The organism is Candidatus Propionivibrio aalborgensis, assembly GCF_900089945.1.
GTDB classification, from domain to species: domain Bacteria; phylum Pseudomonadota; class Gammaproteobacteria; order Burkholderiales; family Rhodocyclaceae; genus Propionivibrio; species Propionivibrio aalborgensis.
In genome coordinates, this window is record NZ_FLQY01000021.1 from 1 (window position 1) to 15,988 (window position 15,988).

Below are 15,988 nucleotides of genomic sequence, written 5' to 3' on the forward strand. Positions count from 1 at the left end.
GTTGATCGAGGTTGGTTTCGAAGCGCAAGTCGCGGTTGGTCACAATACCGACGACAACCTTGCCTTCAAGCACGGGGAAACCGGAAATCTTGTGCAATACGGTCAATTCGAAAACCTCCCGCACCGACATGGTGGGTGGGACAGTAATCGGATCTTTCAAAATGCCCGACTCGAAACGCTTGACCTTCGCCACTTCAGACGCCTGGGCTTTCGGGCTGAGATTCTTGTGTACGATGCCGATGCCGCCCTCCTGCGCCAATGCAATGGCAAGACGCGCTTCGGTAACGGTGTCCATGGCTGCGGACACAAGTGGCATATTGAGAGAAATGTTGCGTGTCAGGCGGGTTCGGAGACTGACATCGCGAGGCAGGACCTCGGAGTGTGCTGGCACGAGAAGGACATCATCAAACGTTAATGCCCTCTGAATTAAACGCATGGCCTATGATCCTGGGTCACAAATAAGTATTATACCGTATGCCTTGCTAGGACCGGATGACCATGAAACGATTTGTCTTTACTCTCGCCGTAACCGCTCTCTTCGCCGCAGCCGGCGTAAACGCTCAGGTTTACCAGTGGAAGGATGAGAACGGAAAGACGATCTATTCGGACAAGCCCCCAATCGGAGCTCCTGGCCAGCCGCAGAAGATTCATGCGCCCTCCCCCGCCGCAAGCTCTGCAACGCAGAAGACGCTGGCTGATCGAGACCTGGAATTCCGCAAGCGCCAGAAAGAATCCCAGGAAAGTGCTGAGAAAGCGCAGAAGGAGCAATCCGCTTCAGCCGAAAAGCAGCAATACTGTGATAACACGCGACGTCGCTTGCAGGCACTTGAATCCGGCGAACGAATCTCCATGCATGACGACAAGGGTGAGCGTTATTACATGGATGATGCGCAACGTGAAAAGGAAATTACGAAGGCGCGCCAAGACATCGGCTCGAATTGCAGGTAAAGGTACGCGTCTTGGTGAAGCACGCCTTATAGTTCTGCCGCACCTTTTTTCATGGCCTTGCCGTCTGCCGCCCTCTGCTTGCGCACTTCCTTCGGATCGGCAATCAACGGCCGGTAGATTTCCACGCGATCCCGATCGCGCAATGGCGCATCCGGCTTGACAAGCTTGGCGAAGACACCAAGCTTGTTATTGGCAAGATCGATCTCGGGATATTTCTGCAGCACGCCGCAAGCTTCAACGGCTTGGCGCACGGTCGCCCCTGCGGGCATCTGGATGGAAAAGATCTCCTGTTCCTGCGGCAAGGGGTAAACCACTTCGACGCGAATCGGTTCAGGCATTCGAAACCCCATAGAACTGGTTGGCTCGCATGACAAATGCGTCAACGAAGGTGTTCGCGATCTGGCTGAAAACCGGGCCGATGACCTTTTCAAAAACCTTGCTGGAAAACTCGTAAGAAAGCCTGAATTCGATTTTGCAGGCATTGTCGGTCAACGGTTTGAAATACCATATCCCTTCGAGCCTGCGAAACGGGCCATCAATGAGTTTGATGCTCATGCTCAGTGGAATTTCCTTCTCGTTCTCCGTGGTGAAGTGCGTTTTGACGCTGCGATAGTTGACGTGCAGTGTAGCCACCGTCTTTTTTTCATCCCGGAACTCGACCCGGGTCCGGCTGCACCAGGGCAAAAACCCAGGATAGCCCTCGACATCGTCGACGAGGTCAAACATCTGTTGCGCCGAACGCTCGATCAGTACCGATTTCTCAACCATCGCCATCGTTAGCCGCGCCTTGCGAATCCTGTAGAATCCTGCATTCTAGCATTCTCGCTCGATAACCACTGAGAGCCGCATCATGAGCATCATCGCCAACAAGAAAGCCTTCCACGACTATTTCGTCGAAGAGAGATTCGAGGCCGGCATTGCGCTCCAGGGTTGGGAGGTCAAGGCAATCCGGGCTGGGCGCGCGAACATCAAGGAGTCCTATGTCGTCATCCGTAGTGGCGAGGTTTTCCTCTTCGGGATGCACATCACGGCATTGCCGGAGGCGTCGACTCACGTGCATCCAGACCCGATCCGCACACGCAAATTGCTGCTCCACGCAAATCAGATCAGCAAGTTGATCGGCCAGGTCGAACGCGCCGGTTATACGCTTGTACCATTGAATCTGCACTTCACGCGCGGCCGAATCAAGCTTGAAATCGGCCTGGCCAAAGGCAAGAAGCAACACGACAAGCGCGAGTCCGAAAAGGAGCGGGACTGGGATCGAGAGAAGGCGCGCCTGATGCGCGTCAAGGCATGAAGACCCAGTTGATCGAAGTGCTCATGTTTCGGCAAATTCGGCATTCAAACGCCGGGCGGCCGTTTCCCGCCTGACTACAGAACGCAAGGACTCCGTCAGCGACGCACGAACATAGTCGATATGCGTTTCTGCCGCAGCACGAGCGACTACCGGCTTGGCGTCGCAAATCGCGGTAAAAATCGCGGCGTGCTGGTTTTTCAGCAGAGAAATTGCAGTCGGGATCTTTTTCAATTCACCGAGATTGACATGGATATGGTCGTGCATCAGGCGCAGAAGCGCAGCCGTGATTTGACCAATCAGTACGTTGTGACTGGCTTCCCCGATGGCCTGATGGAAGGCAATGTCGGCGCTGGAACTACGGGCAAGATCATCGGAATCAAAAGCGGCATTCATCGCAGTAAAAGCCTGTTTCAGGCGGACCAGATCGGCTTCGGTCGCCCGCTCGGCAGCCCATTCTGCGGCCTGCCCTTCGAGCATGCGGCGGAATTCGAGCAGGTCTTCACGCAGCATCGGATGCGTACCCATCATTTCATGCCACGGATCGAAGAAAGTCGACTCAAGCCGGTCGGTCACGAACGTACCGCCGCCCTGCCGACTTTGCACCATGCCTTTGGATACCAGCTTCTGAATCGCTTCGCGCAACGATGGGCGCGACACACCCAATTCAATGGCCAACTCGCGTTCGGGAGGCAAACGGTCACCCGGCTTTAACGAGCCTTCAAGGATACGTCGTTCAAGGGAGGCCGCAACGACATCGGAGATGCGCGGTACCTGAACCTGAGTTTTAAGCTTCGACAAAGCCACCCCTAGATTGGTAAGACCACATGATTTTAGGGCGGCAGGAAAAATATCGCAAGCCGAAACATCTTGCCCTACAACGTTGACGAAATGCCCGAAGTACCTTACATTCCTCGACAAGACTTTTGGTCTTACCAATTAACCACAGGAGCCGCCATGGAGAGAGGCAATCGATACAGTCAGCGCCCGACAGATGTCTATTTCTATGCCACCTGTCTCGTCGACCTTTTTTGCCCTGAGGCTGGAATGGATGCCATCACTTTGCTTGAGCGCGAAGGCATCACTGTGCATTTCCCGGAAGATCAGACCTGCTGCGGACAACCCGCCTACACCAGCGGCTTTGCCAACGAAGCACGCGCGGTGGCGCTGACGCAGATGCGGCTCTTTTCAGAAGATTGGCCTGTGGTCATTCCTTCCGGCTCCTGTGCCGGCATCATGCGTCATCATTACCCCAAGCTCTTTGCCGACGAACCCCAACTGAAAGCCAAAGCCAAAGCACTGGCCGAGCGGGTTTTCGAACTTTCCGAATTCCTGCTCAATGTACTCAAGGTACAGTGGAAGGATGCTGGCAAGCCAACGACGGTGACGTTACATACCTCCTGCGCTGCACGCCGGGAGATGGGAACGCATGAACACGCACGCGCCCTGCTCGCACAACTGCCCAATGTCAACGTTGCCTTGCAGCACCATGAATCCGAATGCTGCGGTTTTGGCGGAACCTTCTCGCTCAAGCACCCGTCGATTTCATCGGCAATGGCCGGCGACAAGGCAGACGCGCTCAAGGAAACCGGTGCCGAAGCTTTTATTTCGGCCGATTGCGGCTGCATGATGAACATCAACACGACCCTGCAGAAGCGTGGGGATGCCTTCCAGGGCCGACATCTGGCCAGTTTTCTGTGTGAGCGCCTGGCTCCGAAGGGAGAAAAAGCATGAGCGCCCGGGACAACATCCTCCGGCGTTTGCGTTCCGCGCCGAAAGGCAAACCAATACTGCCTCCCGACATTAATGCTTTCTACGCCGCTGTCCGCAGCAATTCGCCACAGGAGAACCGTACGCAGCGAATCGAGCGTTTTTGCGAGAAAATGGCTTTCTGGCGCGGCGAAGTCGTCCGCGTTACGCACGCCAACTGGGCCAAGACCTTGCAGGGACTGTGTGCGGCCAAGAACGTCAACTCGCTGCTCTACGGCTCGCACTCGCCGCATGCAGCAGCACTTGAAGCCGCTGGCATCAATGGCTTGAAGCCATACGACCGCCCGGTTGATGAATGGAAGACCGAGCTATTTCGCGATACCGATGCCGGGTTCACCTCGACGCGCGGCGGCATCGCTGAAACCGGCACCCTGATCGTTTGGCCTGACGCACGAGAACCGCGCCTGATGTCCCTCGTGCCACCAATCCATTTTGCCCTCCTGGACTCGGACCAGCTTCACGATACGCTGTTCGATGCGATGACCACTCAGGGCTGGAGCGACCCGTCCAGCCCGATGCCAAGCAATGCCCTGCTGATTTCCGGCCCGTCCAAGACGGCCGACATCCAGATCACGCTGGCATATGGGGCTCACGGACCGAAAGAACTGGTCGTCTTGCTGCTGGTCAATGAGGAGGAGCTGTGATGAACGCAGTGCAGAATCTTCAGGAGAACACCCAGCCACTCAGTTTCATCCCGGCCAGCGAATTCAAGAATCGCACTACCGAAGCCGTATCCGATCAGCATCTGCGCCAGAGTTTCCGCGGCGCCATGGATTTTCTGATGGCCAAGCGAGCGGGGCACTTTCCGGACCTTGCAGCGTTTGAAGCGCAGCGCGCGCTCGCCGAGCACGTCCGCAAATACAGCCTGTCAAAACTGCCCGAGCTGCTCGAACAGCTTGAACGCACACTCACCGCCAACGGCGTCAAGGTTCACTGGGCCGAAAATGCGCAACAGGCCAACGCCATCATCGTCGGCATCGCCCAAAAGCACGCCGCGAAACTGATGGTCAAGGGCAAGTCGATGGTCAGCGAAGAAACCGAGCTCAACCACGCCATGGAAGCGGCCGGTATCGAAGCGCTGGAGAGCGATATGGGCGAATACATTGTCCAGCTTGACGGCGAGAAGCCGTCGCACATCATCATGCCGGCGATTCACAAGACCAAGGTGCAGATCGCCAAACTATTCGCCGAGAAAGTGCCGGGCGCCAAATACACGGAATCGGTCGACGAACTGATCGGCATCGGCCGCGCCGTGCTGCGCGAAAAATTCATGACCGCCGAAATCGGCCTGTCCGGCGTCAACTTTGCCGTTGCCGAAACCGGCACGCTGTGTCTGGTCGAGAACGAAGGCAACGGCCGCATGTGCACCACCGTGCCGAACGTTCATATCGCCATAACCGGTATTGAAAAGGTCGTCGAGAAGCTGGAGCATGTACCACCGCTTTTCGGACTCCTCACACGTTCGGCGACCGGCCAGGCGATCACCACCTACTTCAACATGATCAGCCGGCCGCGCCAGCCGGGCGACAAGAACGGCATCGGCGCCGAACTCGACGGCCCCAAGGAAGTCCACCTGGTGCTGCTCGACAATGGCCGCACCCAGGCCTATACCGACGAACAACTGCGCGCCACCCTGCAGTGCATCCGCTGCGGCGCGTGCATGAACCATTGCCCGGTTTACACCCGCATTGGCGGTCACGCCTACGGCACCACCTACCCCGGCCCGATCGGCGAAATCATCTCGCCGCACATGATGGGCCTGGCCGCAACGCACGCCCTGCCAACCGCCTCGACGCTATGCGGCGCCTGCGAGGAAGTCTGCCCGGTGAAAATCCCGATCCCCGACCTGCTCATCCGCCTGCGCGGCGAAGCGACGCACGAGGCACGCCCCGGCCATGCCCCGCTGGTTGGCCAGGGCGCGGCGAAGAGCACGCTGATGAATGTCGTCTGGGCCGGCTGGGCGGCGCTCTATACGCGCCCGGTGCTTTATCGCGCTTTCGGCTGGCTGGCAACGCGCTTCCGTTTCCTGACACCACCGGCTCAATCGGGATGGACCGTCAGCCGCACGCCACTGACGCCTGCCGTTCGCACCATGCACGAGCTGTTAGCGCAGCGCAGACGCGGAAAGTGAAAAGCGTAAGGAGAGGTTTAACAGGAACCTGAAACAGCCCTGCAACGGCATCCTCGTCTACTCAGGATACTTGTTGTCAGCGTTGGGATCTTTTTTCACACCGGGTTTGCGCCCGCGCGCCGGAGCCGGCAAGTCGCATGACAAGCGGCAACTGATCCCTTCGATTTTCTTGCCTTCGATGAAACGCGTCACCTTGCAGCAAATCACGTCGCCCGAAGCGGAGAGTTGCGCGACATGGGTTTTCAGTTGTGCCATCGGGATATTGAGCGCTTGCGAAATCTCGCTATCAAGCTGCTCGCCGTTGGCTCTCAGATGTTTAAGAATGGATGCGATCATCTGGGTATCCCCACACTGCTTTCTGTAAAGAGGCTCAGTTTGCGCCCTAATTGCTGCTATGGCAATTGTCGACCGGGATTGACCCCGCCCGGTATATCAGGGTGAAATGGCGCGTACTGGTCAAAATGGACCACAGGGTCCGTATCGGGTGCTGCGTAAAGAAGGCGCGCATTCTACAGGTAACCGTACCCCTGCCGCAGGGCTTTGACGAAAATCTTTCATGTCTGCACAAATCAGTGATGCATCCCCCGATCAGGTTCTGGTCGATATCGTCGATTACGTTCTGAAATACGATATCCAGTCACCGCAGGCTTACGAGACAGCCTGCCACAGCCTGATCGACGCCCTGGGTTGCGCCCTGGAGGCCCTGGAGTATACGGCCTGCCGCAAGCTTCTCGGGCCGATCGTTCCGGGCACCGTAGTTCCCGAGGGAGCCAGGGTGCCCGGAACTGGCTACCTGCTCGACCCGGTGCAGGCAGCCTTCAATATTGGCTCCATGATCCGCTGGCTAGACTTCAATGACACCTGGCTGGCGGCAGAGTGGGGACATCCTTCCGACAACCTGGGTGGCATCCTGGCGGTGGCCGACTGGCTGTCGCGCGGCGCCGTCGCCGCAGGCCGCGAGCCGCTGCTGATGAAGGATGTGCTCAGCGCGATGATCAAGGCCTACGAGATACAGGGTTGCATCGCTTTGGAAAACTCCTTCAACCAAGTCGGGCTCGATCACGTTGTGCTGGTCAAAGTGGCATCGACCGCCGTGGTGGCCGGTCTGCTGGGGCTCACTCGCGACGAAATGATCAACGCCGTGTCGCTGGCCTGGGTAGACGGCCATCCCCTGCGCACCTACCGCCACGCCCCCAACACCGGCACGCGCAAAAGCTGGGCGGCCGGCGACGCCACCAGCCGGGCGGTGCGCCTGGCGCTGATGGCTCAAGCCGGGGAAATGGGCTACCCGAGCGTCCTCACAGCGCCGGTCTGGGGATTCTATGACGTGTCGTTCAAAGGCCGGCCCTTCCAGTTTCAGCGACCCTATGGCTCGTATGTGATGGAAAACGTGCTGTTCAAGATCAGCTATCCGGCGGAGTTCCATAGCCAGACCGCAGTGGAAGCCGCCATGACCATTCGTGGACAACTGAAGTCCATGGGCAGGACAGCTGAAGACATCAGGAAGATCACCATCCGCACCCACGCCGCTTGCCTGCGCATCATTGACAAGAAAGGGGCGCTCAACAACCCGGCGGATCGCGACCACTGCATTCAGTATGTGGTCGCGGTAATGCTTCTTTACGGTCGACTCAGCGCGCCGGACTACGAAGACGATGTCGCTGCCGACCCACGCATCGATGCCCTGCGCGAAAAGATCGTTTGCCTTGAAGACCCAGGGTTCAGCCAGGATTACCTGGACCCGGAAAAACGCTCGATTGCCAATGCGCTGTCCGTGGAACTCAACGATGGCAGCCACATCGACGAACGCCTGGTCGAGTACCCGATCGGCCACCGGCGACGCCGCAGCGAAGGCCTTCCGCTGCTCGAAGCCAAATTCCGCCGTAATCTCGCCCGTCGCTTTCCAGCCAGTCAGCAAGCGGCCATCCTTGACGTATCGCTGGATCATGCCCGGTTACAGTCCACGCCGGTCCATGAATACGTGGACCTCTACGTAATCTGAGGCCGAATTGGAAGCCGGATCACGCGGCAGATATGGGCTGTAAGGAAATGCCCTTCGAATCCGACCAAGCTTGTGCAAACAACCTGAAAGACAACAACAATGCACGCCACCCTGCCCCTCCTCGTAAAGACCGACTTCCCGGCACTGCATCGGCGATCCGTCGAAATTCTGCAGGTCAACCTCGGCTACCGCTGCAACCAGAGCTGCCTGCATTGTCACGTCAATGCGGGCCCGCAGCGCAAGGAAGAGATGACCCGGGAAACCATCGACGCGCTGATCGCCTTTATCGCTTCCAGCCCCGAAGTCAAAATCCTCGATCTGACCGGTGGTGCGCCGGAACTGAACCCGCACTTCCGCCATCTGGTAGTCGCCGCCCGCGCACGTGGCCTCAAGGTCATCGACCGCTGCAACCTGACCATCCTGGAAGAGCCGGGTCATGAGGACCTGGCCGATTTTCTGGCGGCGCATCGCGTTGAGATCGTCGCCTCATTGCCCTGCTATCTCGAAGAGAACGTCGACAAGCAACGCGGCAAGGGCACGTTCACCGCCAGCATCAAGGGCTTGCAGCGCCTGAACGCGCTCGGTTACGGCACGCCGGGAAACGATCTCTTGCTGAATCTTGTTTTCAACCCGCAGGGGCCGACGCTGCCGCCACCTCAGGAGCCCTTGGAGGCGGCCTATAAGGCGCATCTGCTGCAGGACTACGGCATCGTCTTCAACCAGCTGTTCACGCTGACCAACATGCCGATCCAGCGCTTCGGCTCGATGCTCGTCTCGAAAGGTCAGTTCAACAGCTACATGCAATTGCTGCGTACCGCCCACCGCGAAGAAAATCTTCAGCACGTCATGTGCCGCAATCTGCTGTCGGTCGATTGGCAGGGTTACTTGTATGACTGCGATTTCAACCAGCAGTTACGTCTGCCGATTTCCGGACTCGGCCGGCCACGCCTGCATCTTTCCGAACTGAACGCCGAGCAGCTCGACGGAAATGCCATTCGCGTTGCCGAGCACTGCTATGGTTGTACCGCCGGACAGGGGTCCAGCTGCGGCGGTGCACTGGGCGATGAAACGGTTGCTGCGCCCACCTGTGCAGCCTGATCGAGATCCTGACCATGCCTGAACTGCAAGGTTTTTTCTTCTGGGGTTTCCTGCTCGCCTTCGGCGCCATCATGTATGCCGTTTCACCTCGGGCAACCGATGATGGCGGTTTTTTCCGGGGTCACGACAATCAAGGCCGGCCGGCCTCGGAATGGGCGCTGATGATGAGCATCTTCATCAGCTGGATTTTTGCCAAGTCGGTCACCAATGCGGCCAATCTCGGTGCCAGTTACGGCATCGTCGGTGGCCTGGCCTACGCCACCTACTGGCTCTCGATCCCGCTGGCCGGCGTCGTCATCTACCGGCTGCGCACCCGCGAAGGTGCCACCGGGTTGGTGCCTTTCCTGATTGGAAAATACGGGCGTGGTGCGGCACTGGCCTTTTCGGCAGCCATTCTGATCCGTCTGTTCAACGAAGTGTGGAGCAACACCGCCGTGGTCGGCGGCTACTATGGCGAATCCGGTTCGGTCGGCTATATCGCATCGGCCGTGATATTCACCGCAGCCGTGCTCTTCTACAGCCTCAAGGGCGGGCTGCGCAGCTCGATCTTCACAGACATCATCCAGGCCATCGTCTTCATTTTGTGCGTCGTTGTTGTCTTGGTCTTCGTGCTTCCGGCGCATCCTCCCGGCGAGTTGCTCAGCCAAGGCACTTTTGCACTGAACTCGGGGCTCGATCTCCTGCTCGTCGCCCTGCTGCAAGTGCTCTCGTATCCCTTTCACGACCCGGTGCTGACGGACCGCGGCTTCATCACCCGCGAGAAAACCATGCTGCGCGCCTTTGTCGTCGCCGGCGTGCTGGGTTTTGCGGCAATCTTCGCCTTCAGCCTGATCGGCGTGCATGCGCACCTCGAGGGTATGAAAGCCAGCAGCAACGTCCCGGCCGAAGTCGCACGCGGCCTGAACTTCGCCGGATTCTTCGCGATGCTGGTGGTGATGGTCTCTTCGGCCGGCTCGACCCTCGACTCAACCTTCACCTCTCTGTCCAAGCTCGTGGCGCGCGAGCTTCCCTTGCTGGCTGGCCGCCTGCCATCGCCAAAGGCGATGACGATCGGCTCGCTGACCATGGTCTCGTTCGCTGTCCTCGGCAACCTGCCGATGATCGCGGGAACGGACATTCTGAAAGCGACGACGATCAGCGGCACCATGGTCATCGGGCTGGCGCCGATCTTTCTGCTCTCGCGCTGGGTCAGCTACTCGCCGGCTTCGTTCCATCTGGCATTCTGGACCGGGATTGGCCTCGGCATTTTGTTGGCCATGAATCTGATCCCGGCAAGCTGGGCGATCGGCACCGGCAAATATGCCACCCTGCTCGGCACCAATCTCTACGGACTGGTGTTGTGCACCGCCGGGTTCTGCCTGCCCGCGATCCTCGGCCGAAATCGCCTCGCGGCGTCCGGCAACACAGCGTGAACGGCGCGGGGCGCATTTGCCCGCTCAGCTACCGTTATGGCGCATCGGCCCTGGCGCAGGCGCCTGAACGGCAGGCCCACATCCTATACGTGATCGGTGGCCTTTACGGCAACCTGCCTGCGCTCGACGCCATCGATGCCCTCGCCGGTGCCGAGTCAGGACCCGTGACGCTGTGCTTCAACGGCGACTTCAACTGGTTCAACGTCGACGACAAAGGCTTCAACGCGGTCAATGAACGCGTTCTGCGGCACGACGCCATCCTCGGCAATATCGAAGCCGAACTCGTCTCGAACTCATCGGAAGCCGGTTGTGGTTGCGCCTATCCGGAGACCGTCGACGCCTGTGTGGTCGAGCGCTCGAACGCGATTCATGCACGCCTCAAGCGCACCGCTGCAAGGCACCCGGCGCTGCTGGCCAAACTCGGTGGATTGCCGATGTTTGCCCGCTATCGGGTAGGTGACCTACGCGTGGGCGTCGTCCATGGCGATGCGGACTCCCTGGCCGGCTGGCGCTTCGATGGCGCAGAACTGGACAACACACGCGACAGCGTCAAAGACAATCGCTGGCGGGCTGCGGCCTTCGCTGCCGCCGGGGTCGACGTATTTGCCAGCAGCCACACCTGCCTGCCTGCGATGCGCCGCTTTCCCTATCATGGCTGCAAGCTGATCGCCAACAATGGCGCCGCCGGAATGCCCAATTTTTCCGCAACGAGTTTTGGCGTGCTGACGCGCATCGCTGTACGCACATCGCCGCACCAGCCCCTTTACGGTACGCCCTTGAAGCGAACCCATATCGACGCCTTGCCGATCCACTACGATGCGCAGGCGTGGCATGAAAGCTTCCTGGCGAACTGGCCGCCGGGATCTCCGGCTTGGCAATCGTACTGCCGGCGGATTACCGACGGTCCGGAGTACACTCTTGAGCGCGCGTTCTGTCATGAACTCACCGGAGAAACGGCATGAGCATCAAACGGCTGCTGCTGATCGTCGCCCTGATCGGCCTGATTGCGGCCTATTTTGGCTTCGATCTCGGGCGCTTCCTCAGCCTCGACTATTTCAAGAGCCAGCAGGAGGCGATCGAGTCCTGGCGAGCGGCCCGGCCCGTCGCCGCGGCACTGCTCTATTTTGTCGCGTATGTCGCCGTCACCGGCTTGTCGCTCCCCGGCGCGGCGGTGATGACGCTGGTCGGCGGCGCCGTGTTCGGCCTGCTGTGGGGGCTGCTACTCGTTTCGTTCGCCTCGTCGGTCGGTGCCACCCTCGCCTTTCTGGCGTCGCGCTTTCTGCTGCGCGACTGGGTGCAGCAGAACTTTGGCGACCGGTTGCGCGCGATCAACGACGGAGTCGGCAAGGAAGGCGGCTTCTATCTGTTTACCCTGCGACTGGTTCCCGCCTTCCCCTTCTTCGTCATCAACCTGCTGATGGGGCTGACGCCGATGAAGACGCGCACTTTCTACTGGGTCAGTCAACTCGGCATGCTCGCCGGCACGCTGGTCTACGTCAACGCCGGAACGCAATTGGCGAAAATCGAATCCCTGTCGGGAATCCTCTCACCCGGACTACTCGGCTCCTTCGTATTGCTCGGGATCTTCCCGTTGATCGCCAAGAAGATTATAGAGGCCATTGCGGCAAAGAAGGTCTATGCCGGATGGCAGAAGCCGGCGCATTTCGACCGCAACCTGCTGGTCATCGGCGGCGGCTCGGCTGGCCTGGTCACCGCTTATATCGCCGCCGCCGTCAAGGCCAAAGTCACCCTGGTCGAAAAGCACAAGCTCGGCGGGGATTGCCTGAATACCGGTTGCGTTCCCTCCAAGGCGCTGATCCGCTCGGCCAAGCTGCTCTCGCACATCCGGCGCGCGCCCGAGTTCGGCATCCGCGACGCCAAGGCCGACTTCGATTTTGCCGAGGTCATGCAGCGCGTCCAGCGCATCATTCAAACCGTCGAACCGCACGACTCCGCCGAACGCTACACCAGCCTCGGCGTCGAGGTGATCGAAGGCACGGCCAAAATGGTTTCGCCGTGGGAGGTGGACATTGTGCGCAACGATGGCCGGAACGAACGGCTGTCGGCCCGCAGCATCGTCATCGCCGCCGGAGCGCGGCCCTTCGTCCCGCCGATCCCCGGTATCGAGGAGGTCGGTTATCTGACTTCCGACACCGTCTGGGAACTGCGCCAGTTACCCGCGCGCCTCGTCGTTCTCGGCGGCGGCCCAATCGGCTCGGAACTGACGCAGGCCTTCGCCCGACTTGGTGCCAAAGTGACGCAGGTGGAAATGGCGCCGCGCCTGCTGATGCGCGAGGACCCGGAGGTTTCCGAACTAGTCGCAGCGCGTTTTCGCGCTGAAGGCATCGACGTTCTGCTCAACCACAAGGCCAAACAATTCACGATCGAGGGCGGCGAGAAAATCCTCATCGCCGAACACGAAGGCCAGGATGTCCGCATCCCCTTCGATGCCGTTCTGGTCGCCGTCGGCCGCGTCGCAAATCTCAAGGGCTACGGCCTGGAGGAGCTGCGTATCACGGCCAATCGCACGGTCGAAACAAACGAATTCCTGCAGACCCGCTACCCCAACATCTACGCCGCGGGCGATGTCGCCGGTCCCTACCAGTTCACCCACACGGCAGCCCACCAGGCGTGGTATGCGGCGGTCAATGCGCTGTTCGACCCGTTCAAGAAATTCCGCGCTGACTACTCGGTCATCCCCTGGGCAACGTTCATCGAACCCGAGGTGGCGCGCGTCGGCCTCAACGAACTGGAAGCCAAGGAGCGCAACATCCCCTGTGAAGTCACCCATTACGGCATCGACGATCTCGACCGCGCGATTGCCGACAGCGAGGCGCATGGCTTCGTCAAAGTGCTCACCGCGCCGGGCAAGGACAGAATTCTCGGCGTCACCATCGTCGGCGAACACGCCGGCGACCTGATTGCCGAATATGTTCTCGCCATGCGCCACGGCATCGGCCTGAACAAGATCCTCGGCACCATTCACATCTACCCGACGCTGGCCGAAGCCAACAAGTACGTTGCGGGCAACTGGAAGAAGGCGCACGCCCCGGAAAAGCTGCTGGAGTGGGTGGCCCGCTTCCACAGATGGCGTTTGTAGCCAGGGCAACTGACTGAAGTTTCGCGTTCGGTCGGCAGAGCGCCGTCGATCACGCCGCATGACCGCGTTGATGCTGACGCAACGACCAGCGCTCCGCAACAAAAGCCGGAAGAGCCGCTGGATTTTCGGGGAGGCTCAAGACGCTCAATTACTGCGGTCGCTGTCCAGCGCTCGTGTCGTTGCACCACATGCACGGACGATACCGGTTACAAATCCGAGCAGATTCGAAATCTCTGCACCACGAAGGTGACATCCCACTGAGTATTGGCCGATAAGGCTGCAAGCATCGTTGATTTGTCGCATACTTTCTACTGTTGCATCCCGACTGGAGCGGAAACATGGAGAACGTGAAATCAATTGAAAAAGCAGTAGAGTCGCTACCGCCTTCGGAACTGGCTGAGTTTCGGCACTGGTTCGCCGAATTCGATGCCAGTGCATGGGACAAAAAAATCGGCGAAGACGCCGCCACTGGCAAGCTCGACGGATTGGCCGCAGAGGCTCTTGCCGACTATAGCAGTGGCTCGGCACGAGCGCTTTGAAACACACGGCATCCAAGCGTTTCTGGCAGTGTTTCGATGCACTGCCTACGGAAATTCAAGCCCTCGCACGCCGAAATTATGCTCTGCTCAAGTCAGACCCATCGCACCCTTCACTACACTTCAAGACTGTAGGGAGCGGCCGATTCCACAGCGTCCGACTTGGCCTCCACTACCGAGGGCTTGGACTATCTGTACCGAGCGGTGTCCATTGGTTCTGGGTCGGAACGCATGGCGACTACGACAAGCTCATCGGCTGACCCTTTCATCGAGCGTGGCGCTCCGCGTCACCCGCTTCCATGTTGCAGCTGCAGAACACGCCATTCCTACTGCAGTTGGACGTCAAGAAAAGCACACATGGGCCTGAACAAGATCCTCGGAACGATCCACATCTACCCGACGCTGGCCGAAGCCAACAAGTACGTTGCTGGCAACTGGAAGAAGGCGCACGCCCCGGAAAAGCTGCTGGAGTGGGTGAGCCGCTTCCACAGATGGCGTCTTTAAGCAGGGCATTTCCCTGAAGACGCGCGTATTCATTGGCTCGCCGCACGATTCACACGATGGACATGCGATCCAGCGGGCTGGCCACCCCGCGCCCGCCGCGATTGAGGACATGCGTGTAGATCATCGTCGTTGAAACATCCGAATGGCCCAATAGCTCCTGCACGGTGCGGATGTCGTAACCCGAGTCCAGTAAATGTGTTGCAAAACTGTGCCTGAAGGTATGCGGGGTAGCCGGCTTATTGATCCCGGCGTCACGCACCGCCTGCCTGATAGCGCGCTGCACGGACTGATCCTGCACATGATGGCGGCGCACTACCCCCTTACGCGGATCGATCGACAGGCTTGCCGAAGGAAAAACGTATTGCCACATCCATTCACGACCCGCTGACGGATATTTGCGATCCAGCGCGTAGGGCAGATGCACTTCGCCATGACCGGCGGCCAGATCCTGACGGTGCAATTCCCGCACTCGCTCGACGTGCTCGCGCAGGGCCGGAATCACGCTTGCAGGCAGCATGGTGACCCGATCCTTCGCTCCTTTGCCGTCCCGAACCAGAATCTCGCCGCGCTCGAAATCCACGTCTTTGATGCGAAGGCGAAGGCATTCCATGATCCGCAAGCCGGTGCCGTAAAGCAGCCTGGCGATCAATCCATGACGGCCCTCCAGGCGAAGCAGAACGGCCATGACTTCGTCCCGCGTCAGAACCACCGGCAAGCGCTTTGGCGTTCTGGCCGCCTCGACCTTATCCAGCCAGGGCAATTCGAGCGCCAGCACCTCTTTGTAAAGAAAAAGCAATGCGCTCTTTGCCTGGTTCTGGGTTGAGGCCGCCACGTTACCGGCTACAGCCAGATGGGTGAGGAAGGACTGAACCTCGTCGGCCCCCATATCCTTGGGATGCCGCTTGCCAAAATGCCGGATAAATCGTTTAATCCAATCCACGTAAGTGTGCTCAGTGCGGATGCTATAGTGCTTGAAGCGAATCCGTGCCCTGACCTGCTCAAGAAGCCGGGGTGCCGACATGGCCTCGGTAAGTGACGTAATTGATGACAATTTTGGGCTCCACCAAATTTGAACAACCCGATGATTGAACTCAGTTTAGCTCATTTTACTGTTTTTATATACAGCACTATTGACGGGATGTTTTCCGTCATGACGCATTACATCCCGTCAATTAGGCGGCAGACTTAACGTT

At 59.1% G+C, this 15,988-nt stretch carries 18 protein-coding genes; 12 read left to right on the forward strand and 6 right to left on the reverse strand.

What is annotated here, in order from left to right; translation table 11 throughout:
* The coding region (locus tag PROAA_RS01435; RefSeq protein ID WP_186409608.1) for an IMP dehydrogenase at positions 1 to 436 on the reverse strand (436 nt) is incomplete at its 3' end.
* Between the two features lie 62 nt (positions 437 to 498).
* Here PROAA_RS01435 and PROAA_RS01440 point away from each other — a divergent pair.
* Positions 499 to 948, forward strand: coding sequence for a DUF4124 domain-containing protein (locus PROAA_RS01440; protein WP_186409606.1), 450 nt, complete (start codon positions 499 to 501; stop codon positions 946 to 948).
* A gap of 26 nt (positions 949 to 974) precedes the next feature.
* Here the strand turns inward: PROAA_RS01440 and PROAA_RS01445 are convergent, their stop codons facing one another.
* On the reverse strand, positions 975 to 1,286 hold the full coding sequence (locus PROAA_RS01445) for an RnfH family protein (protein WP_186409609.1): 312 nt from the start codon (positions 1,284 to 1,286) through the stop codon (positions 975 to 977).
* Positions 1,279 to 1,722, reverse strand: coding sequence for a type II toxin-antitoxin system RatA family toxin (locus tag PROAA_RS01450; protein ID WP_186409610.1), 444 nt, complete (start codon positions 1,720 to 1,722; stop codon positions 1,279 to 1,281). The genes PROAA_RS01445 and PROAA_RS01450 overlap by 8 nt, the downstream gene beginning before the upstream one ends.
* Before the next feature lie 76 nt (positions 1,723 to 1,798).
* Between PROAA_RS01450 and smpB the strand changes: the two genes are divergently transcribed.
* Positions 1,799 to 2,245, forward strand: coding sequence for an SsrA-binding protein SmpB (gene smpB, locus PROAA_RS01455; RefSeq protein ID WP_186409611.1), 447 nt, complete (start codon positions 1,799 to 1,801; stop codon positions 2,243 to 2,245).
* A 21-nt stretch (positions 2,246 to 2,266) separates the two neighbouring features.
* Here the strand turns inward: smpB and PROAA_RS01460 are convergent, their stop codons facing one another.
* The gene (locus PROAA_RS01460) at positions 2,267 to 3,049 is read right to left on the reverse strand and encodes a GntR family transcriptional regulator (RefSeq protein ID WP_425393989.1); all 783 of its coding nucleotides are present in this window, start codon (positions 3,047 to 3,049) and stop codon (positions 2,267 to 2,269) included.
* A gap of 150 nt (positions 3,050 to 3,199) precedes the next feature.
* Between PROAA_RS01460 and PROAA_RS01465 the strand changes: the two genes are divergently transcribed.
* Genes PROAA_RS01465 through PROAA_RS01475 form a run of 3 tightly spaced genes read left to right on the forward strand, consistent with a single transcriptional unit; the run spans position 3,200 to position 6,143 of the window.
* On the forward strand, positions 3,200 to 3,976 hold the full coding sequence (locus PROAA_RS01465; protein ID WP_186409613.1) for a (Fe-S)-binding protein: 777 nt from the start codon (positions 3,200 to 3,202) through the stop codon (positions 3,974 to 3,976).
* Complete coding sequence (locus PROAA_RS01470; protein WP_186409614.1) at positions 3,973 to 4,656, forward strand: LutC/YkgG family protein; 684 nt, start codon at positions 3,973 to 3,975, stop codon at positions 4,654 to 4,656. Before PROAA_RS01465 ends, PROAA_RS01470 begins: the two co-directional genes overlap by 4 nt.
* A complete protein-coding gene (locus tag PROAA_RS01475) occupies positions 4,656 to 6,143 on the forward strand; it encodes a LutB/LldF family L-lactate oxidation iron-sulfur protein (RefSeq protein ID WP_186409615.1) in 1,488 nt (495 codons plus the stop codon). The genes PROAA_RS01470 and PROAA_RS01475 overlap by 1 nt, the downstream gene beginning before the upstream one ends.
* Before the next feature lie 57 nt (positions 6,144 to 6,200).
* Here the strand turns inward: PROAA_RS01475 and PROAA_RS01480 are convergent, their stop codons facing one another.
* Positions 6,201 to 6,479 (reverse strand): helix-turn-helix domain-containing protein, encoded by a 279-nt coding sequence (locus tag PROAA_RS01480; RefSeq protein ID WP_222102040.1) that lies wholly within the window; start codon positions 6,477 to 6,479, stop codon positions 6,201 to 6,203.
* A gap of 220 nt (positions 6,480 to 6,699) precedes the next feature.
* Between PROAA_RS01480 and PROAA_RS01485 the strand changes: the two genes are divergently transcribed.
* The 7 genes from PROAA_RS01485 (at position 6,700) to PROAA_RS01515 (ending at position 14,795) form a co-directional block, all read left to right on the forward strand.
* Positions 6,700 to 8,145, forward strand: a complete 1,446-nt coding sequence (locus PROAA_RS01485) for a bifunctional 2-methylcitrate dehydratase/aconitate hydratase (protein ID WP_186409616.1) — start codon at positions 6,700 to 6,702, stop codon at positions 8,143 to 8,145.
* Positions 8,146 to 8,244: 99 nt separating this feature from the next.
* Positions 8,245 to 9,243, forward strand: a complete 999-nt coding sequence (gene arsS, locus PROAA_RS01490) for an arsenosugar biosynthesis radical SAM (seleno)protein ArsS (RefSeq protein ID WP_186409617.1) — start codon at positions 8,245 to 8,247, stop codon at positions 9,241 to 9,243.
* Positions 9,244 to 9,257: 14 nt separating this feature from the next.
* The gene (locus PROAA_RS01495; protein WP_186409618.1) at positions 9,258 to 10,655 is read left to right on the forward strand and encodes a sodium:solute symporter family transporter; all 1,398 of its coding nucleotides are present in this window, start codon (positions 9,258 to 9,260) and stop codon (positions 10,653 to 10,655) included.
* Complete coding sequence (locus PROAA_RS01500) at positions 10,652 to 11,617, forward strand: hypothetical protein (RefSeq protein ID WP_186409619.1); 966 nt, start codon at positions 10,652 to 10,654, stop codon at positions 11,615 to 11,617. Before PROAA_RS01495 ends, PROAA_RS01500 begins: the two co-directional genes overlap by 4 nt.
* Positions 11,614 to 13,755 (forward strand): FAD-dependent oxidoreductase, encoded by a 2,142-nt coding sequence (locus PROAA_RS01505; protein WP_186409620.1) that lies wholly within the window; start codon positions 11,614 to 11,616, stop codon positions 13,753 to 13,755. The genes PROAA_RS01500 and PROAA_RS01505 overlap by 4 nt, the downstream gene beginning before the upstream one ends.
* A gap of 338 nt (positions 13,756 to 14,093) precedes the next feature.
* A complete protein-coding gene (locus PROAA_RS01510) occupies positions 14,094 to 14,294 on the forward strand; it encodes a hypothetical protein (protein ID WP_186409621.1) in 201 nt (66 codons plus the stop codon).
* A 354-nt stretch (positions 14,295 to 14,648) separates the two neighbouring features.
* A complete protein-coding gene (locus PROAA_RS01515) occupies positions 14,649 to 14,795 on the forward strand; it encodes a hypothetical protein (protein WP_222102041.1) in 147 nt (48 codons plus the stop codon).
* 49 nt (positions 14,796 to 14,844) lie between these two features.
* Here PROAA_RS01515 and PROAA_RS01520 read toward each other — a convergent pair whose 3' ends face one another.
* Positions 14,845 to 15,846, reverse strand: coding sequence for an integron integrase (locus PROAA_RS01520; protein ID WP_425393990.1), 1,002 nt, complete (start codon positions 15,844 to 15,846; stop codon positions 14,845 to 14,847).
* Positions 15,847 to 15,988: the final 142 nt, after the last annotated feature.